General features: G+C 48.6%; 18 protein-coding genes. 11 read left to right on the top strand and 7 right to left on the bottom strand.

Annotated features, from left to right (window positions below):
* Positions 1–15 precede the first annotated feature (15 nt).
* The 4 genes from CWM47_RS05405 to CWM47_RS05390 form a co-directional block, all read right to left on the bottom strand.
* Positions 16–1,974 (bottom strand): response regulator, encoded by a 1,959-nt coding sequence (locus CWM47_RS05405; RefSeq protein ID WP_100986920.1) that lies wholly within the window; start codon positions 1,972–1,974, stop codon positions 16–18.
* A gap of 185 nt (positions 1,975–2,159) precedes the next feature.
* A complete protein-coding gene (locus CWM47_RS05400; protein ID WP_100986918.1) occupies positions 2,160–2,558 on the bottom strand; it encodes a hypothetical protein in 399 nt (132 codons plus the stop codon).
* Positions 2,559–2,742: 184 nt separating this feature from the next.
* Complete coding sequence (locus CWM47_RS05395; RefSeq protein WP_100986916.1) at positions 2,743–3,105, bottom strand: hypothetical protein; 363 nt, start codon at positions 3,103–3,105, stop codon at positions 2,743–2,745.
* 99 nt (positions 3,106–3,204) lie between these two features.
* A complete protein-coding gene (locus tag CWM47_RS05390; protein ID WP_100986914.1) occupies positions 3,205–5,445 on the bottom strand; it encodes an FG-GAP-like repeat-containing protein in 2,241 nt (746 codons plus the stop codon).
* Positions 5,446–5,580: 135 nt separating this feature from the next.
* Here CWM47_RS05390 and CWM47_RS05385 point away from each other — a divergent pair, with 135 nt between their 5' ends.
* The 4 genes from CWM47_RS05385 to CWM47_RS05370 all read left to right on the top strand — a co-directional run bounded on the left by CWM47_RS05385 (position 5,581) and on the right by CWM47_RS05370 (position 11,185).
* Positions 5,581–6,906, top strand: a complete 1,326-nt coding sequence (locus CWM47_RS05385) for a UDP-N-acetylmuramoyl-tripeptide--D-alanyl-D-alanine ligase (RefSeq protein WP_100986912.1) — start codon at positions 5,581–5,583, stop codon at positions 6,904–6,906.
* Between the two features lie 47 nt (positions 6,907–6,953).
* Complete coding sequence (locus CWM47_RS05380) at positions 6,954–7,619, top strand: GDSL-type esterase/lipase family protein (RefSeq protein ID WP_100986910.1); 666 nt, start codon at positions 6,954–6,956, stop codon at positions 7,617–7,619.
* A gap of 149 nt (positions 7,620–7,768) precedes the next feature.
* Positions 7,769–9,424, top strand: a complete 1,656-nt coding sequence (locus CWM47_RS05375) for a beta-N-acetylhexosaminidase (RefSeq protein WP_100986908.1) — start codon at positions 7,769–7,771, stop codon at positions 9,422–9,424.
* A 174-nt stretch (positions 9,425–9,598) separates the two neighbouring features.
* Positions 9,599–11,185, top strand: a complete 1,587-nt coding sequence (locus CWM47_RS05370) for a LamG-like jellyroll fold domain-containing protein (RefSeq protein ID WP_100986906.1) — start codon at positions 9,599–9,601, stop codon at positions 11,183–11,185.
* A gap of 158 nt (positions 11,186–11,343) precedes the next feature.
* On the opposite strand, the gene CWM47_RS05365 is transcribed toward CWM47_RS05370, so the two are convergent.
* The 3 genes from CWM47_RS05365 to CWM47_RS05355 all read right to left on the bottom strand — a co-directional run bounded on the left by CWM47_RS05365 (position 11,344) and on the right by CWM47_RS05355 (position 12,964).
* The gene (locus tag CWM47_RS05365) at positions 11,344–11,883 is read right to left on the bottom strand and encodes a hypothetical protein (protein WP_100986904.1); all 540 of its coding nucleotides are present in this window, start codon (positions 11,881–11,883) and stop codon (positions 11,344–11,346) included.
* Between the two features lie 102 nt (positions 11,884–11,985).
* Positions 11,986–12,462, bottom strand: coding sequence for a GNAT family N-acetyltransferase (locus tag CWM47_RS05360; protein WP_100986902.1), 477 nt, complete (start codon positions 12,460–12,462; stop codon positions 11,986–11,988).
* A gap of 4 nt (positions 12,463–12,466) precedes the next feature.
* Entirely contained in the window at positions 12,467–12,964 is a 498-nt protein-coding gene (locus CWM47_RS05355) for a MarR family winged helix-turn-helix transcriptional regulator (protein ID WP_100986900.1), read from the bottom strand.
* A 247-nt stretch (positions 12,965–13,211) separates the two neighbouring features.
* Here CWM47_RS05355 and ahcY point away from each other — a divergent pair, with 247 nt between their 5' ends.
* From ahcY to CWM47_RS05320, 7 genes are all read left to right on the top strand, one after another.
* Complete coding sequence (gene ahcY, locus CWM47_RS05350; RefSeq protein WP_100986898.1) at positions 13,212–14,522, top strand: adenosylhomocysteinase; 1,311 nt, start codon at positions 13,212–13,214, stop codon at positions 14,520–14,522.
* Positions 14,523–14,786: 264 nt separating this feature from the next.
* Complete coding sequence (locus CWM47_RS05345) at positions 14,787–15,935, top strand: hypothetical protein (protein WP_100986896.1); 1,149 nt, start codon at positions 14,787–14,789, stop codon at positions 15,933–15,935.
* Positions 15,936–16,031: 96 nt separating this feature from the next.
* The gene (locus tag CWM47_RS05340; protein WP_100986894.1) at positions 16,032–16,775 is read left to right on the top strand and encodes a 5'-nucleotidase C-terminal domain-containing protein; all 744 of its coding nucleotides are present in this window, start codon (positions 16,032–16,034) and stop codon (positions 16,773–16,775) included.
* Positions 16,753–17,685 (top strand): metallophosphatase, encoded by a 933-nt coding sequence (locus CWM47_RS05335; protein ID WP_100986892.1) that lies wholly within the window; start codon positions 16,753–16,755, stop codon positions 17,683–17,685. The genes CWM47_RS05340 and CWM47_RS05335 overlap by 23 nt, the downstream gene beginning before the upstream one ends.
* Before the next feature lie 105 nt (positions 17,686–17,790).
* Positions 17,791–18,243, top strand: a complete 453-nt coding sequence (locus tag CWM47_RS05330; RefSeq protein ID WP_100986890.1) for a hypothetical protein — start codon at positions 17,791–17,793, stop codon at positions 18,241–18,243.
* An 87-nt stretch (positions 18,244–18,330) separates the two neighbouring features.
* The gene (gene xylA, locus CWM47_RS05325; protein WP_100986888.1) at positions 18,331–19,671 is read left to right on the top strand and encodes a xylose isomerase; all 1,341 of its coding nucleotides are present in this window, start codon (positions 18,331–18,333) and stop codon (positions 19,669–19,671) included.
* A 72-nt stretch (positions 19,672–19,743) separates the two neighbouring features.
* Positions 19,744–20,205: a nuclear transport factor 2 family protein gene (locus CWM47_RS05320; RefSeq protein WP_100986886.1), complete on the top strand. Its 462-nt coding sequence runs from the start codon at positions 19,744–19,746 to the stop codon at positions 20,203–20,205.
* The last annotated feature ends 2 nt before the right edge of the window (positions 20,206–20,207 follow it).

Below are 20,207 nucleotides of genomic sequence, written 5' to 3'. Positions count from 1 at the left end.
CTATGATTTTAAATCTCACGTTTTCAGATAGTCGGTTGGCGTTTGCTGGTAGAATTCGCGGAAAACCTTGGTAAAATAAGACGGCGACTCAAAGCCCACCATGTATGCTGTTTCGGATGCATTATGACCCGCTCGCAGTAAGTCGATGGCTTTACGAAGCCGATACTGACGTATGAGTTCATTGGGCGACAGTTGAATGAGCGAATTTACTTTGGTGTAGAGTGTTTTACGGCTCATGGCCAACTGATCGGCCAGCCATTCAACACTCAGCGACGAGTCATCAAGGCGTTGCTCAACAAGTGAATATAGACGACGCAAAAACTGGTCCTGCACCGCTTCGAGGGGTGTAGAGGGTTCGGGCTGGGCTAACTGCTGTCGATATTGCTCGCGTAGCTTCTGCTGGCGATTGAGGAGGTTGCGTAAGCGCAAGCGCAGTTCGCCAACGTGAAACGGCTTCGTTAAATACTCATCTGCCCCATACGACAAGCCTTTCAGCCGACTATCCTGCTCAAGACTGGCAGTCAACAGAATAATGGCGATATGATCGGTAGCCGGATCGGCTTTTAGCTGCTCAATGAGCGCGTAGCCGTCCATACGCGGCATCATCAGGTCAGATATGATAATATCGGGCAGTTCTTCTTTGGCCAGTACCCAGCCTTCATACCCATTGGCCGCCGAACGAACCCGAAATGTTGTGGCTAACTCGGCGATCATAAACTCCCGCAGTTCAGCATTGTCTTCCACCACCAATATCAGCGGGGTAGTATCAACCGATTGCGACTCCGCAACTGTCGCTTTCGCAGGCAAGAGTAAATCCATACTGGTTGTGGGTGTTACCACTGGCTGGGCTTCTTTATAATTGTTTACCCGCTGAACCGGAATTTCCAGGACAAAATGGGTGCCTTGCAGCCCGGTTGGTTCGTTTAAATAACTCTGAACAGTGATTGTTCCACCCAGTCGAAGCGTTAATTCATGAACCAGGGCCAGACCTATTCCAGTGCCTTCGTAGGTACGTATTCGCGAGTTATCGACTTGATAGAACCGATTGAAAATGTGAGGGAGTTTATCTGGCGGAATGCCAATGCCCGTATCGGCTACTGCCAGCCGGGCCGCCGTTGGCGTTTGGGAGAGACGAATAGTAATGCCGCCGGTTTCGGTAAACTTGATGGCATTAGACAATAAATTGTATAGTATCTTTTCCCATTTCCCCGCATCGAACAGGTAGTTACCCGGCGGCATATCTGTCGTAAAGGCCAGATTTAGCTGTTTAATGTCTGTCGACGGTCGGAACAAATCCACGATCTGCGCAACGAAACCCGGCAAATCGCCCACCTCGGTAACCAGATCCATTTGCTGGGCTTCCAGCTTATTTATGTCTAACAACTGGTTGATCAGGCGCAGTAACTGGCGGGCATTTCGTCGAACGGTCGACAGTTGTTGCTGGTAGGAAACGGGCAGGTCTGTTGTTTCCAGCAGCTTGTCGACCGGCGAAATAATCAGTGAGAGGGGTGTACGAAGTTCGTGGGTGATGTTGGCAAAAAAGCGCGTCTTCATCTCATCGACGGCTTTCAGTTCGGCGGTTTCCCGCAACTGGTTTACATAACGAATCGTTTTTTCGATGGTTACTTCCAGGTCTTTAAAATCGACGGGTTTGGTAACGAAGTCGAACGCCCCCCGGTTCATGGCCGTTCGGATATTGCTCATATCGCCATAGGCCGTAACCATTACTGTTCTGATGATTGGATTCGTTTCCGATAGTTTGGCCAGGAGGGTCAGGCCATCCATAACGGGCATATGAATATCGCTGAGAACAACATCAATATCTGGAAATTGCTCAATAACAGCTAGAGCTTCCTGCCCATCGCGGGCATACATAAATTCATATTGATTCGCTTGAATTTGTCGCCGAAAAATCTGTTTGAAAAGCACTTCCAGATCGTCCTCATCATCTACCAGTAAAATCTTCGTCTTCATCAATATATGAACGTTTACTGTTCTCAATTAACCCAACAAAAGTAGCGGACTTCCTGAGTAAATCAATAGGCATTCATAGACGAATAAGCCCCCGGCCAGCCCAAACATTGGGCTGGCCGGGGGCTACCAGTTTAAAAAGAGGAAGATATAGGTTATGATGTGGATGTCAGGCAATTACTGCGAACTTAGTTAATGGCAACGAGCCGGCTTGGCGTAGTGGGAGACTGAGTTGAGATAGTTACCAGCTGAACGGATGACGCTGCGCCGTTGGAGATTTCTACCTGATAATCGCCGTCGGGCAGTTCACTTACGTCCAGACGAATACGGAATGTTTTTGCCTTTTTGTTGAGATGTTGAGAGAAGTACACATCGCCTTTCGAATTCTTCAGGCGTAAGTCTACGGGGGCGCCGGCTTCTTTGTCCAGGGCAATACTAAGCTTACCCTCTTTTGTCGTATAAATTCCCGCCTTGTAGGTGGCTACAGCCATCGGATGGCCAATTGGGTTTGGTGCTGCAAATGATGCTGATAGACTGATGAAACTTAAAGAACAAGCAATGACCAGCGATTTAATGAACGTTTTCATGATGTGAGGAGGTTTGTTTTAGTGTCCGCTCTGGACATGACAAAGGTCTCTCACCGCGCATCGTTTCGCTGTCAAAAATTGGTAAAAAGCTGTAACATTTGAGTCATTCACGGTATAGAACCAGACATATGTATAAACGAAAAAGCCCCACTCGAATGAGTAGGGCTTTTTCATTTATACAAACTTAATATCGTTCATTGCCTTCGTCTTCTTCCTCGGCCAGTTCGGTGATTTCCTCGTCGATATCGTCGTCTGACATATCGGCTTCGCTCTCGTCAATAAACTCGTCGGGCTCTTCATCATTCGAGAGTTGATCCGTAGCATGGCGTGCGGTAGCCGTATCCGTATACAGGAGCGTGTCGGAGGCTTCTTCGTCGCCCGGATTCATGCTGTCGGGTTCGTTATCGACGCCTAAACCGGCATACACGACAGCATCCTGCTCTGTATCATTTTCGGGCATATTGGTATGCCTGGGCGACATACCTCCCAATGGGCCACCCGAATTTTCGTCGACTCGTTGTTGGTCAGAGTTGTTGGTATTTTCCATAATGGTTAGTAGCTGATGGTGACTGTCTGGAACATTTGCATACCAATTCCGGTCACCAGTTGTTACCCATTAACCAGCAAGAATTAAAAGAGTTTCAAGTTATTTCCAGAGCACCACTTTCTGTATCTGAACAGGTCTGTTGTCGATAATAAGCCGAATCAGGTAGGTTCCATCGACTAGATTTCCCAGGTCGAGAGTTGTTTCGACGTTTGCCTTAACGGCTTCTACAGGCAGCACTGACTGGCCGGATATCGACACCAGTTCAACGCGCCCGTCATACTGCGGACGAACGGTCAGGTAACGATCGGTGGGGTTCGGAAAAACCCAGGGCGTTGTTGGTTCCTCGTCGGGTACGGCGGTTACAACCACTTTTTGCGAGGTATTTTTCAGGTAACGCAATCCGCCTGCGGTACTGCCAATCATTAAATCGGGCAGTTGATCGCCGTCGAGGTCGGCAACCGCAGCGATCAGCCCTTTTCCGGGCAATCCGATAGAAGCCAGCGAGTCGATCAGGGTAAACGATTGATCGGGTCGATCGGGGAATTGATACACCCGAACGGTACCGTTATCGGCAGCGGCAATCAGTTCGTTTTTCTGATCGCCATTCAAGTCGGCGACCACCAGCGAGCGGGCACGTGCATACACATAATCGTCGGTGGTGAAGCCCCCAAAGGTTTGGTTTTGCAACTGGAACGTGGGGCTAACCGCAGTTCCGGCATTGCGGTAATAGAGAATTGTGCCGGTGCTGGAGCGGCTAATCAACAAGTCAGGTTTTCCATCCCGATCCACGTCCGTTACGGTCAGCAAATCGGACGGGCTAAGTAGCGCCCGTGTAGGCCAGAGCGTTGCACCCGCCAGATTATATTGAACAGCGGCCCCTTTTGCTGCCGAATTGAACATGACCCGAACCTGCACCTCGGTCGTATTCGTTCCGGTCAAGACCAGATCGACACTACCGTTTCCGTCAACATCTGTAAACGAAGGAACCACATTGGTTAGTGCCAGCGACGCCAAACCGAGATAGTCGGTTGTAATGAGCGCAAACGCCGGGTTTTGGGTAGTGCCCTTGTTCTCGAAATGCCAAACGCCGGCGCGGTAACTGGACCCGAGTCCTATGCCGCCGTATCCAACGAGCAAATCCATGTCTCCGTCACCGTCCAGATCGGCCAGAGCCGGGGCAGCCCGCTCGCCCAGATCGAGCATATCGCTTTGCAGGAAATCTCGCTGGACAAGTTGAAAATCCGGATTCTTTGTCGTGCCCGCATTCTTATAAAACCAGCCCGATGCACGAAAATCGAATGCGTGATTATCGTTGAAATTAACGTTGGGCGATGCCAGTAAATCCTTCTGCCCATCGCCGTCTACATCTTCAAAATAGGTGGCCGGAAAGGCCGGGAACAGGATGGGCGATATAGCGGGAAACAAACTGTCGTAGCTCGTAAAGTTAGCACTGGCGCTGTTGGGACCACTATTATGCAACCGGGCAATGTTTTCGCAACTCACAAACCCAAACAGCAAGTCTTTCTTGCCATCCCCATCCGTATCCAGTACGGTCAGGGTGTTGCCCGTATGCAGCGGCCTTGCTCCGCTGGGTTTTGGAGCAGCTACCCGGCCTGATCCATCTGTACACTGAATACCGAAAGTAAAATCGTTACAAAATTCTTTGTGAAAATGGCCCCAGCACTGATCACCGGTGCGCACAAAATCGAGTCCTTTTGTGCCGGTTCTCTCAACGCTCATATTTTGCTGATAGGCAATAATGTTTCCATCGGCGTCGAACGTAATAATGTCAATGTCGCCGTCGTCGTCATAATCTGTAATGGCGGGCAAATCGACAGACGTAATATACAGCGTTTGAAGCCCGCTGAAACCGACCGTTTTGAGCGGATTAACAGCCAGCTTAAACGAAACTACACCGCCCTGCGACTCATTGTGATAGATGGCTACCCCTTTTTCACTGTTGGTAAAAATGTCTTTTTTACCGTCGCCGTCATAGTCCACCAGCAGCATCCAGCTATACATCACGGCCGGAAAAGCGATTTCGTATTCGGGGGCGTATTGCCAGGCGATGCCGCTTCCCGTTGGGTTGTCAATCGCGATGAAGGTGCTTATCTTATTGGTTGTCCGGTCAAACACGGCCAGATCATCGCGGGTATCGTTATTCAGGCGAATGGTTGAGTATTGGGTGGTATTCAGCCCCCCCGCCCAGGGATTCAGCAAAGCACGCCCGCTGACACTCACGGTTGGGTTCAGGTCATATCGAAAGGAGATCTTCCCGGCCGACTGAGCGTAGGTGAACAGTGGAATTACTAAAAAACAAAGCGTAAACAGCTTTTTCATCTATTTTTGGGTATCGCTTAAACGCAAAGAGCGCAACGTTTTTCGCAGAGTAGGCAAGGGAAATTTAATTCATCAAGCTTCTGGCGCTATTCGTTTTATCCGTTGCGTTTAGAAAACGACGAAACCAGTCCAAATATGCTGTCAACCGAACAACTCTATCATAAATTTCTTGAATGCACAGGCGTCTCGACCGACACCCGCAAAATAACGCCCGATTGTTTATTTGTTACCCTTAAAGGAGACAACTTCGATGGCAACAAATTTGCCGAACAGGCTATTGCTTCCGGGGCACGTTACGCCATTGTCGATGATCCGCGTGTAGCAGAGCAGGAGCCGTCCCGATGCCTGCTCGTAACGGACGGTTTGACAGCGCTTCAGGATTTGGCCCGGCACCACCGCCAAACGTTTTCCTTCCCCGTTATCGGGCTGACGGGTTCCAATGGCAAAACGACAACGAAAGAGTTGATGGCGGCTGTTCTGTCGAAGAATTATCAGGTTTATGCCACCGTCGGTAACCTCAACAATCACATCGGTGTGCCGCTCACGCTCCTGTCGCTGAACGAACAACATGAAATGGCCATCGTTGAAATGGGGGCCAACCACCAGCAGGAAATTGCGTTACTCTGCTCCATTGCCCAGCCCACCCACGGTCTCATTACCAATGTTGGGAAAGCGCACCTTGAGGGTTTTGGCGGTATAGAAGGCGTTCGGAAAGGCAAAGGCGAGTTGTATGATTACCTGGCACAAAACGCCCGGACGGTCTTTATCAACTCGCGCGATAAAACCCTGACGGCCATGTATCGCGAACGGCTCAAAAGCATACGGTCTGAAACCACCTTCGCCGAAGCCATTTTCTACCCGGCAACCAAGCCGGATGAAGCACCTGTAACCCTACTCAGTGAATCGCCGGTGGTTGTTTTCAGCGATGCCTCCGGCCACGAAATAACGACGCATTTACCCGGTCGCTATAATTTCGATAATATGTTAGCGGCACTGGCCATTGGCGATTATTTCGGTGTATCGCCCGAAGATGCCAATCGGGCTGTAGCCGATTATAATCCAACCAATAACCGCTCTCAGTTTATTACGAAAGGCACCAATACCGTCATGCTGGATGCCTATAATGCCAATCCAAGCTCTATGGCTGCGGCTATTCAGCAATTTGCCGCTACACCCGCTAAACGCAGGGCCGTAATTTTGGGCGATATGTATGAACTCGGCCCAGAAAGCGAAACCGAACACGCAGCCCTGGGGAAACTAATTGCCGAAAGTAACTTCGATCTGGTAATCCTGGCCGGAAAAGACATGCACTTCGCTCTGCGTTATTTACCGAAAGCCTACTACTTCCCCGATAAATTTTCGCTCCATAACTGGGTGATGGACAACCCCATGACCGATACCCATATATTAATAAAAGGGTCGAGGGGCATGAGTTTAGAGTCGGTCGTGCCTTTCATTTAAAAAGTCGGTTCGTTAAGACGTAATTCCCGCCGATTAAAGAAAGTATCATGAAGCTACGTTGGTGTACAGGTTTATTAGTAATAAGTGTAGGGGCGTTTGGCCAGGCTCAGCCCGTATCGACAGACCGCCCGTTCGAGGCCGACATTCGGGCGTTTGAGCAAGCGGACAAGGCTTCTCCCCCACCCCAGAATGCCATTGTCTTTACCGGCAGTTCATCCATTCGCTATTGGGATAATTTATCAACCTACTTCCCGAACAAGAACCTAATTCAGCGTGGGTTTGGTGGTTCTGAACTAAGTCAGGTACTGCTCTATGCCGACCGGATCATTGTGCCTTACCAACCCAAACAGGTTGTGATCTACGCGGGCGAGAATGACATAGCGACTGGCAAGCAAACGGGTCAGCAAACGTATGAGCGGCTTGTTGCTTTATTCGAACACGTTCGCCAGAAACTACCTAATGCACTGTTCACGTTTATTTCGATCAAGCCCAGCCCATCTCGTCGGCAGTATTTTCGGGAGAATGACACGGCTAATCAGCTCATTAAGGACTATCTGGCGAAACAGGAAAATACCCAGTTTGTGGATATTCGGCCAGCCATGCTTGGCAATAATGGTCAGCCGGTACCCGCTCTGTTCAAACCCGACAGCCTGCATATGCTTCCGGCTGGTTATGCCCGTTGGGCTACCGTGCTGAGTCCGTATTTGAAGTAAACGACTGGCGCGGGTATTTACCCGTGCCTTTCGATGAAGTCAGTATTCACTGACGCAAGCGAACCGGGACGTCGGACCGGCTTGCTTTATATAAAGGCACGGTTAAATACCCGCGCCAGATCGCCCCAACCTTAAACACCTTTTCCTTCATGAAAAAACTATTCTTTTGTCTGATTACGCTGTTCATGGCGGCTCAAACTACCCATGCGCAAACCTACGCCCTGCTGCCCAAACCCACCCATCTGGAAGCGCAGAAGGGCACATACACACTGCCAGCCACACCAACCATTGCAGTGCAATCGGCAGACCCCGAAGTGCGCCGGATTGCGCAGGTGCTGGCCGATCAAATGGCCAAAGCCACTGGTTCAACACCAGCCATTACCGGCGGCAAATCATCAAAAGGTATTTTGTTTGCGGATGCCAAAGGCAAGAAATTAGGTCCTGAAGGCTATACGCTGACTGTTTCGCCAAAACAAATTATCATTTCGGCGGAGCAGCCACAGGGCTTTTTTTATGGGGTGCAATCGCTGATGCAGTTGATGCCAGCCGCCATTTTCAGCTCAACGAAAGTAAGCGGTGTTGCCTGGACGGTGCCGGCCTGCACCATTGACGATACGCCCCGTTATGGCTATCGCGGCTCCATGCTCGATGCCGGACGGTATTTTTATCCGGTGGCGTTTATTAAAAAATACATCGACCTGCTGGCTCGGCACAAAATGAACACCTTTCACTGGCACCTGACCGAAGATCAGGGCTGGCATATCGAAATCAAGAAATATCCCAAACTTACCGAAGTCAGTTCGGTTCGAAAAAAGTCGATGGCTGGTCACTATAAAGACCACGCTTATGACAACAAACCTCATGGTGGTTTTTATACGCAGGATGAAGTTCGCGATGTGGTCAAATATGCGCAGGAACGGTTTGTAACGATTATTCCCGAAATTGAAATGCCGGGCCATTCGGTAGCCGTGCTGGCGGCCTACCCCGAACTGGGCAGTAATCCAGACAAAATTCTGGAGGTATCCACCAACTGGGGCGTCCATGACGATGTGCTGTTCCCGCGCGAAGAAACCTTTACATTTCTGGAAAACGTACTTACCGAAGTTATGGCCCTGTTCCCGAGTCAATACATTCACATCGGGGGCGACGAATGCCCGAAAACACAGTGGAAACAGAGCCGTTTTTGTCAGGCGCTGATGAAAGAAAAAGGGCTGAAAGACGAGCACGAACTCCAAAGCTATTTCATCCAGCGCATCGATAAATTCGTTACGTCAAAAGGCCGCCGGATCATTGGCTGGGACGAAATTCTGGAAGGCGGCCTGTCGCCCAACGCGACGGTTATGAGCTGGCGGGGCATCAGCGGTGGCATTGCTGCCGCCCGCCAAAATCACGACGTAATCATGAGCCCCACAACGTATTGCTACCTCGACTACTACCAGGCCGACCCCAAAACACAACCCGTGACCATTGGCGGTTTTCTACCCATCGAGAAAGTGTACAGCTTTAACCCGTCTGTAACGGACAGCCTGACCGCCGAACAATCGAAACACGTATTGGGCGTACAGGGGAACGTCTGGTCGGAATACCTGCCTACCACGCACTCAGTGGAATACATGGCCTATCCGCGTCTGATTGCCCTGGCCGAAACCGGCTGGACACCGCAGGACGCCCGAAATTTCGATGATTTCAGCAAGCGGCTGGAAATTCACAAAAAGCGCCTTGATTACCTGAACGTCAATTATTTTGGCGCCCCGATCAATAATACATTTCAGTATGTATGGCCAAAGGAAACGGCGAAGAAGTAAGCTAATTTTGAAAACAGAGAACACGGAGCATTTTATTAACTTTGGGTTCTCTGTTTCTTTATATACAATTCTAACTAATACAGTAGATAGAGCTAGCCATATACTATAAACTGTTTTTTTATTATCGTAAATAATTCTCTCTAAAAATAGCTTAGTTATAGGTTATGAATCAGTATGTTAAGTACTATAAAATACGTTGCTTTTATCATTCTGGCTTGCGTACAACTAGATTCATTTGCCCAAATTAATAGTCAAAAAGGGCTACTCGCCTGTTTCTCTTTTGATGGTGCAGCAAAGGACATAACCGGGAATGGGCATGACGGTATTGTAAAAAAAGCTGAGCTTGTTACCAATCGTTGCGGAAAAGACAAGGCAGCTTACTTTTTTGATGGTAGCTCTGAAATCGAATTGCAGAATCCAGCCTCCCTGGCAACTCCACAATATACATATGCACTTTGGGCAAAAAGTATTCAGAATCCGCAGAATGGCGAAGTTTTGGTTTTGTTTTCGATAGGCTCATTTGGGGGCGACCAAAACGTTTCAAATAGCAATAATTCAGCCTCGAACGGACCTTGTATTGGCTGGGCTGGTTGGGGCTATAATACGATTAATAATGGTAATTCCTTTTGCCTCAATACGCAAGGATCTGCCCCAGTTTCTAATCAGTGGTATCATGTTGTTTTTACGCGGGATAACAACGAAAAGAAGCTTTATATAGATGGCAAATTAATGAACGTTGCCCCTTCCAATGACGACGCTTATTATGGGTCAGGCGTCCTGAAAGCCAAAATCGGAACTAGAAACGCCAATGAAACACAACACTATTTTAAGGGAGTCATTGACGACCTGAAAATTTACGACCGGGCCTTAACAATGGAGGAAGTTAGTATACTGTATGCCCAGCAATGCCAGTCTGTCAAAATTGCAGTCCCTAATCCTATTTGCAGCAGCCAAAATACCACGTTTACAGCTAAAGGCGTGTCGAAAGCCTATGCTCCTCATTATCAATGGAAAGTGGATGGTTCAGCAATGGTGGGTGATGATTCGACCTTCAGTTACAATTTCTCATCGAAACCTGTCAATTACACGGCTAAAATTACGGTAACGGTAACTTATCAATTAGGTTGTGATGAACCCTTACAGGCAACCGATGAAACTACGGTTAGTATTAAAAATTGTAATAGCACTAATTTAAAATGTAGCCAGCCCGTAAAAATTCAATCATCTGATTTTTCCTGTAATGATAATAAACTAGTTTTCCTGGCAAAGGGTGCCGACAAAACACTATCTCCTACTTATCAGTGGCAAATAAATGATGCTAATGCAGGTGGCCAAACGATGGACTCCAGTTTTTCGCAAACAGTTGTTCCGCAAACTACAGCGTATATGATAAAGGTTAGTGTACTGGTAAATTACCAAAAAGGATGCTCCAATATCACTTCCCATATTCGAGACGAAGCTATCATAGAAATTCCAAAGTGCCCCGATTTTAATCAGGCTGATTTCTTTTATATACCAACGATGTTTACGCCTAATGGAGACGGCATAAATGACACATGGGAGCTATTCAACATTTCGTCTAAACATCTTGAAGTATCTATTTATAATCGTTGGGGAGAACTGGTTTTTTATTCAGATAGCTATACAGTAGCCTGGGACGGCAAATGGAAAGGCACCCTTTTACCTGATGGCGTATATGCTTACCAAATAAAATCAGCCGATGGCTCTGTGCGCACGGGTTCGCTCATGCTTGCCAAGTAGCTTTTCAAATCCTTAGAATAAGTGAGTTATTAATTTTTTTTGAGACTTATTATGCCAAATTCAATCCCCAAAATAGCTCATCTCAGTTAGACCTAATGACACCGACTTTCGTTAGAAATAACTTCCCCAATAAACTTCAAACTGCTGAATAATTCACATCAATTTCTATTTATAAATGGTAAAACCAGCCCCATAATCAGACAGGCTGCGGCAAAAAGAAGAATCAAAATACCAAAAACCAATTGATAACCCAGTTTCCGTTCCCGTACTTCAAGAAAGCGTGGTGATTCAGAGAAATAAGTAGATGGATGATCTGTCAATTCGAGTTCATATTGACCCGCTTTTGCCCGAAATGTAAATAACTGAATTCGGCCCTCCCAACCGTTGTTTACCCGAACTCTTGAGAAGGTTGGACGCACCGTGACTGGCTCGCCGGTCGGCAACGCAAAAACGCCGGGCACCGATATCTTTACAGGTGCTCGCTGTAGGGTTTTTCCAGATTGCCAGATGCTGTATTCGCCCGTATCAGGAACGACAAACTGTCCGCTTTTTCGGGTAAAGGGTAGTTTGAGCAAAACTGGACCGCCAACAAATGTCAGGATTTGTTTAATGCCTCGGATGAGTAAAAAGATGCCGACGGCAACAAAGCCAAACGATGTAAACCATATAGGTACAGACACTACTCCCAGATAACCCATCCTTTCTCAAGTCAGCGATACACGGTCAAACGGCTTCAAGCGTTGACGTTTAGTCAACCCAACTTTTTACCAAATTAGCGATTGAAAAGTTGAAAAGCTCGCTCACAATACCATCTCCATCCGAATATCGGCGCGGGCATAGGGCGTGGGAATGCTGGGCACTTCGCGAAAGCCGACATTGGCATACATCGTGAGGGCGGGCGTAAGAATCCGGTTTGACTCCAGCCAGACTTTTTTAACACCCAACTGACGGGCGTAATCAATAGCAGCCAGACATAGTTTTTTACCAATGCCTTTGCCCTGAGCCGTTGGCGAAACGGCCATTTTGGCCAATTCAAATTCTGTGACGCCCTGCTCCGGCGTTCCGGTATTGACCATCGCTACACAGCCAACGACTTCCTCACCGATGGTAGCGAAGAAGATTTGACCGCTACGAGGCATCACATGGACTTCAGGATGATCCAGTTGCTCCAGGTCATGCGGCTCAACGGCAAAATAACGGGAAATCCACTCAATGTTCAGTCGTTTAAAATCAGCCTGGTATTGAGGAGAATAAGAAAAAATGGAAACGTCGTTCATAGTCTTATAAGTTGGTTGTATTTGTCTTTTTTAGCTCTTCCTGAACCCGGTCGAAAAAGTTTTTTTCGCTGAGTTGTGCTTCCATCTCCTGAAGCGATTGCAGAAGATGATGCGTTTGCTGCGCCAGCATACTTTTGTTCACAGCGATAAAGGCATCCCAGAGTGGTTGAAGTTTGGGTAACATGGCTTGCCCTGTATCACTAAGGGTCAGCAATCGCTTACGTCCGTCCGTCTCCGACTTGGTCGACGTAATAAGCCCGTTTTTTTCGAGTTCATTAATTACCTGGATAACCGCTGGGTGCGTAATACCCAATCGGTCAGCAATTTCCATAACAGCGACTGGCCCCTGACGGGCAATCAGAACAAAAATGGTTGCCCAGCGTACATCGAAGTCCAGCCCCGATTGCCGATAAGTTGCCGTAACGGCCTGCCAATACATGTCGCTTAAGCGTCTGAGTCGGCTGGCCATTGCCAACTCAGCCATTTCGGCCATAAAATCCATATTAGGTAACTGGTTACGTAAGTTCTTACATAATTAGATGAAATACCTTTTAAAGTCAAGCTTCATACCAAAAAACTTTTTTTCAGATGCGCTTTTCACTCACTAAAGTAGTTGGGGTTCAGTAGGGATTCTGGCTAGCTATTCTTATTTTTGCATTTTACTAAGAGAGCAAAAAACCACGAAGTCGTACGGAATCAATCGTATAGCACAGTTCGTAACGAGGCCGCCCGAGCGGTCGCAAATCTATATGCAAACATCAACTTACGTTCCTTACAAGGTTAAGGACATCGCGCTGGCCGAATGGGGCCGCAAGGAAATTAAACTTGCCGAAGCCGAAATGCCAGGGCTAATGTCCCTTCGTGCAGAATATGGCCCTTCGCAGCCCCTTAAAGGTGCCCGCGTGGCAGGTTGTCTACACATGACCATTCAAACAGCGGTACTGATTGAAACACTGGTAGCGTTGGGTGCCGATGTAACCTGGTCGTCATGTAATATTTTCTCAACACAGGATCATGCCGCTGCTGCTATTGCTGCCGCTGGCATTCCTGTATATGCCTGGAAAGGCATGAACGAAGAAGAATTCAACTGGTGTATCGAGCAAACGCTGTTTTTCGGCGAAGATCGTCAGCCATTGAACATGATTCTTGATGATGGTGGCGACCTGACCAACATGGTTTTTGATGAATATCCTGAGCTGATTCAGAACATCAAAGGCCTGTCGGAAGAAACGACAACGGGTGTTCACCGTTTGTATGAGCGGATGAAGAACGGTACGCTGCACTTGCCTGCTATCAACGTGAATGACTCGGTAACGAAGTCGAAGTTCGATAATAAATACGGTTGCCGCGAATCACTGGTGGATGCCATCCGTCGGGCCACCGACCTGATGCTGGCCGGTAAAGTAGCTGTTGTGGCTGGTTACGGCGACGTAGGTAAAGGGTCAGCCGAATCGCTTCGGGGTGCTGGTTGCCGCGTTCTGGTTACCGAAATCGACCCAATTTGCGCGTTGCAAGCTGCTATGGACGGTTTTGAAGTTATCCCGATGGATGAAGCCGTGCCCCGTGCTCAGATTTTTGTAACGGCTACCGGTAACGTAGGCATCATCAAAGGCCGTCATTTTGAAGCCATGCGCGACAAAGCGATTGTTTGTAACATTGGTCACTTCGACAACGAAATCGACATGGCCTGGCTGAACAGTAACTACGGTAACACGAAGAGCCAGATCAAGCCACAAGTGGACATGTACGAAGTGAACGGCAAAGAAATTATCATTCTGGCCGAAGGCCGTCTGGTAAACCTTGGCTGTGCTATGGGCCACCCATCCTTTGTGATGTCGTGTTCGTTTGCAAACCAGACACTGGCGCAACTCGAACTGTGGGCCAACTCCGACAAATACGAAAACAAAGTGTATGTGTTGCCTAAAATTCTTGATGAGAAAGTAGCGGCTATGCACCTTGCTCACGTGGGCGCCCGGCTCGAACCCCTCGAACAGGAACAGGCCGATTACATCGGCGTACCGGTTCAGGGTCCGTTCAAATCAGAAATGTACCGGTACTAATCTGAACCGGGATTTTTATGATTTAAATGATTTTCAAGATTACTGCATAAAAAAGAAGGTTGTCAAATTTTAGATTTCAAGATAAGATTAGTTCTTTGCTGACTTAGTCAGTTATTTTGGAATAGTCCTGTCTTGTGCAGCAATCATGAAAATCATTTAAATCCTAAAAATCCCGGTTCGGACAACTGGCGCGGCTTCGGAAACGGGGTCGCGCTTTTTTGCGTTAAATTTGTTAGTATTGACAACGATAAGATATTACTTGATATGAATCGTCTGCTCTTCGTGCTGCTATTGTCTCCCCTGCTCGGCTCGGCGCAGGCGACAATTGATACGCTGCACTGGAGCGCAACCCGACGAATACAACTCACTGATTTTCACGCGCCGATTCAAACTGGCCTGGGCGGTTCAGAATTTCATTACCAGATTGGCTATGAAGTTCACCCAACGTCGGTCTGGAGTCAGCCTGCCATCGACGCGTTCTGCCTGATGTTCCGCAACCTTTCGTGGGTGTCAGAAACAGCCCGTAACGACCGTACGCTGGCTTATAATCAGGTTTTATTCGACCTGGTGGAAATTCATACCCGGCTGATGAAAGCCAAACTGATTGCGCTGCAAACCGACCGGCATTTTAAACAACAGGCTACCCAGATCGAATACCTGACCAATGCTGAACTAGGTGCCGAAGTGAATCGGTTTCGGGCAGAAACGGGCGGTGGCGATGATTTACCCATTCTGAAGCAATGGCAACTACAGGTGGCGCAACGGCTATACGATACACCCGATCTGGTCACGACCTTTCAATCCTCAAAAATAGGGTATAGCATGTTTTTGGGTGTGGGAGGCATTGCACCAACCGGCCCGCTTGTTCAAACCCTCGATCCGGCGGCAGGCGTTGTGTTCGGGTTGGATATTGCCTTCAAACGAACGATGCTTTTGCTGCATCCAACGCTCTACAATGGCACGTTAAGGTCGGGGTTCTGGCATCAGAATCAACGCTGGGAAAAGGATATGCCCGTTAGTTCAACCCTGTTTGAGATTGGTTTGGGACGGATTGTGAACGACTCTCCCCGCAGTCGATTTATTCCCTACGTTGGCTACCGCCTGCTCGATCTGTCGCCACGAGATCGTACTGATGAGCGGTATAAAGGGCTGGCCCTTATTAATCATGCCCCAACAGTAGGTATCATGCTGGATATCAAACTGGGCAATAATACGCGCAGGAATGACCATTCAGAAGATAGTTTCTGGTTTGTTCGAACAAAGGTTTCATACAGCCCGTTGCTGACCGCCGAGGCTTTTTCGGGCGGCCTGATTAACATACAAATCAGCCTTGGTGGATTCAGCCGAATCCGTAAGGTGACATATCAGCCCGAACGCACGCTTATTCCCTTACCAGCAGGCAGCCTCAACTAGAACCTGTACTTTATTACTAATCGCTCGGATGGGCACTACCTTTCTAACGATTTATTAACACACGATTGCGCAGAGTTTCCGAACTTGCCGTTACGTATGAAAAAACACTTACTGCTGCTGGCTCTGGCTGCGCTCTCAGCCTGTACTCCCACCAGCTATCACCTCACCAACCGAACGGCCAATCGCATTGGCATAGACTCGGTATCGGCAGCAACGGACAGCAGCGTTGCCAGCTTTTTAACGCCCTACCGGCAAGGTCTCGAAAAAACGATGAACGAGGTGCTGGCCCGGTCAACGGGACGTATTGAGAAAGGCCAGCCCGAAGCTCCGCTCAATGATTTACTGACCGATGCGTTGCTCAAACAGTCCATTTTGCGTTACGGTAAACCCATCGACTGTTCGCACCTTAATTACGGCGGTATTCGGAGTAATCTACCCGAAGGCAACATTACAACCGGTTCTATTTTCGAGGTGATGCCCTTTGACAATCAACTCATTGTACTGACCGTTAAAGGCGATATGCTCCTGCAAATGTTAAATCACTTTGCCAAAGGCAATAAACTGGTTGTGGGTGGCCTACGGGCAAAAGTGCGCAATGAACAGGTGCAGTCGGTTACGTTTACAAATGGCCGAACGCTCCAGCCTAACGAAATCTATACCATTGTCATGAGCGATTACGTGGCGAATGGGGGCGACGATGCCGGTTTTTTGAAAAACCCCATCAAGAGTGAAAACATCAATTACCTTATGCGCGATGCTCTGATCGACTATTTCCGCGAACAGGGCAAAACCGGTCAACCCATTAATCCAACTTCCGATGGACGAATTAGCATCGAATAGACGCCAGTTTCTAAAATTACTCGGCACAGCCGCCGTAATCGGATCAGTCGCTCCCGATTTGATGGCTCGAACAAGTGGTCGCAATAAATCGACATCACTGACTATTCTGCACACCAACGACGTGCATAGCCGACTGGACCCGTTCCCGATGGATGGGAGCCGGAATGCCGGTAAAGGTGGGGTTGCGCGTCGGGCAACGCTTATTCAGAAAATCCGAAAGGAGCAGGCGAATGTACTCCTGTTCGACGCGGGCGATATTTTCCAGGGAACGCCTTATTTTAACGTTTACAAAGGCGAGCCCGAAATCCTGGCCATGAACAAACTGGGTTACGACGCCGGAACTATCGGAAATCATGATTTTGATGGGGGTATCGACAACATGGTCACGCAGTTTGGCAAGGCGAGTTTCCCTATGCTGATTGCCAATTACGACTTTAAAAATACGGTGATGGATGGGCGAACCATGCCCTATAAAGTATTCGAGAAAGACGGCGTTCGGGTTGGCGTATTTGGTCTGGGCATTAAACCTGAAGGGCTGATTCCGCGCGATGCCTACAAAGAAACGAAGTACCTCGATCCGATTGAAATCGGTAACGACATAGCGGCTAAATTACGCAGCGATAAGAAATGCGACTACGTTGTCTGTCTGTCTCACCTCGGCTTCAAATACAACAATGAACCAACGGTTTCCGACAACGTACTGGCCGCCAAAACACAAAACATTGACCTCATCATTGGCGGACATACGCATACGTTTCTGGACGCGCCCGTAGCTGTCAACAACCTCAATGGGCAACCTGTGTGGATAAATCAGGTTGGGTTTGCAGGCATCAACCTCGGCCGCATTGACCTGGCCTTCGATAAAGGCCAAGCCGTTGCCAGCACCGGGCAGTCTGTGGAAGTGAAATAGGTTATAAATCTAATTTACATTAAAAGTTACCGGGCGTACCGTGTACAACGGACGGGGCCGCCCGGTAACTCTCAAATAGAAGTAACTTTAGTCCAGAAAAGCGCCATGAACCCAATCTTCGCAAAACTCAATTACAAAGCCCAGCTTGAAATAGGCGTGATTAACGCGCCGGAGGAGTTTTTGCCTGTGGTTGATGAGATGCGCTCGCTGGCGACCATTGTCACAGATCCGCAGCAGATACAGGAAGGAGCGTTTGCCATTGCCTTCGTGAAAACGCAGCAGGAAGTCGATAGCCTGAGTCCTATCCTGACCAATAAATTAAACGGTGATGCGATTCTCTGGATGACTTACCCAAAAGGCAGTTCAAAAAAACACAAGTGCGACTTTAATCGCGATACGGGCTGGGCGGTACTAGGTAAGCTGGGCTTTGAACCTGTCAGAATGGTAGCCATTGATGACGACTGGAGTGCCCTGCGGTTTCGTCGGGTCGAGTATAGTAGAACAATGACTCGTCAGAATAGGCTGTCCACAACTCGGCAGGAAAAAACCAAATCCTGATCAGACATTAGGTAAAGGCTTTGCCAGCAGAATAAGGAGAAACTACCTTCAGCCTTCTTTCAAGCAAATACCTCAACTTACATTTTCATGTCTGATATTAAATTAACCCTCGGCGAGAAAACTTACTTTCCATTCATAGATAAGCCTATTGCTTACGAAGGTCGCGAGTCCGATAACCCGATGGCGTTCAAATATTACGACGCTAACCGGATTATTCTGGGTAAACCGATGAAGGACATTTTCCGGTTCGCTACGGCTTACTGGCATACCTTCTGCGGAACAGGTGGCGACCCTTTTGGCCCCGGTGTGAAGCATTTCCCCTGGGATGCAAAGGCGGATCGGCTGGCAGCGGCTCACGATAAAATGGACGCAGCGTTCGAGTTTATCACAAAAATCGGGATGGAGTTTTACTGCTTCCACGACACCGATGTTGCGCCCGAAGGCAAGTCAAATTCGGAGTTTGAGAAGAACTTCCGGGCTATTGTCGATTATGCCAAACAAAAACAAGCAGCCAGTGGTGTGAAACTGCTGTGGGGAACGGCCAACCTGTTTTCGCACGAGCGTTATATGAATGGTGCATCGACCAACCCCGACTTCCATGTATTGGCCCACGGCGGCTGGCAGGTTAAAAACGCCATCGACGCCACTATCGAACTGGGCGGTGCCGGATATACATTCTGGGGAGGTCGCGAAGGCTATATGTCGCTGCTGAACACCAATATGAAGCGCGAGCAGGAGCATTTGGGTAAATTCCTGCAAATCAGCCGCGATTATGCGCGTAAGCAAGGGTTTACAGGGGCGTTCTACATCGAGCCAAAACCAATGGAGCCAACCAAACACCAGTACGACTTCGATGCGGCTACGGTAATTGGTTTCTTAAATCGCTTCGGCTTACAGGACGATTTTGAGTTGAACCTCGAAACCAACCACGCGACACTGGCGAATCACACCTTTGCCCACGAGTTGCAGGTAGCGGCCGACAACAACATGCTCGGCAGCATCGACGCTAACCGGGGCGATTACCAGAACGGTTGGGATACCGATCAGTTTCCGGTAGATGTGTATGAGCTAACCGAAGCCATGCTGGTGATTCTGGAAGCGGGTGGCCTGAAATCGGGTGGCGTTAATTTCGATGCCAAAACCCGCCGGAACTCCACCGATCTGGAAGATATTTTCATTGCCCACATTGGTGGTATGGATACTTTCGCACGGGCAGCTATTGCCGCCGAAGCCATTCTGGCAAAATCGCAGTACAAAAAACTGCGGGCCGAGCGCTACGCCAGTTATGACTCAGGCGAAGGTGCCCGCTTCGAAAAAGGTGAACTCACGCTCGACGATCTTCGCCAGTATGCTATGACCAATGGCGAGCCAAAACAACTCAGCGGCAAGCAGGAACTATACGAAATGATTGTTAACCAATATATTTGATAAATTGGAACGCGGATTGTACGGATTAAACAGATCAGTAAAAATCCGTACAATCCGCGTTCCAATCTTTTTATGAAAATACTACTTCTACTCTTGGCCAGCTTATCGGCTTTCGCGCAATCGTCTACCGACGAGGCCGCCGTGCGTACAACCATCAAGCTCATGTTCGACGGCATGCGTAAAGGCGATTCGACGCAGATTAAGAATACATTTCTGCCCACGGCCTCGCTACAGACTATCGCCAAAAACAAGGAAGGCGACGTATCGGTGCGCACCGACGACATTGGCAAGTTTGCCGCATCGGTCGTTAAATATCCCGCCTTCACGCTCGATGAACGGCTGTCGGGCATGGAGATTAAGATTGATGCTGAACTGGCTACCGCCTGGACGCCCTATGTTTTTTATCTGAAAGATCAGAAAAGCCACTGTGGCGTCAATGCGTTCACGCTTGTGAAAGTGAGTGGCAACTGGAAAATTCAGGGCATTATCGACACGCGCCGGAAAGACAACTGCCCGGATTTACCGAAGCAGTAATG

This window comes from Spirosoma pollinicola, assembly GCF_002831565.1.
GTDB classification, from domain to species: domain Bacteria; phylum Bacteroidota; class Bacteroidia; order Cytophagales; family Spirosomataceae; genus Spirosoma; species Spirosoma pollinicola.
The sequence above is the reverse complement of the archived record's forward strand: the minus strand, read 5'-3'. Positions and strand labels throughout refer to the sequence as shown.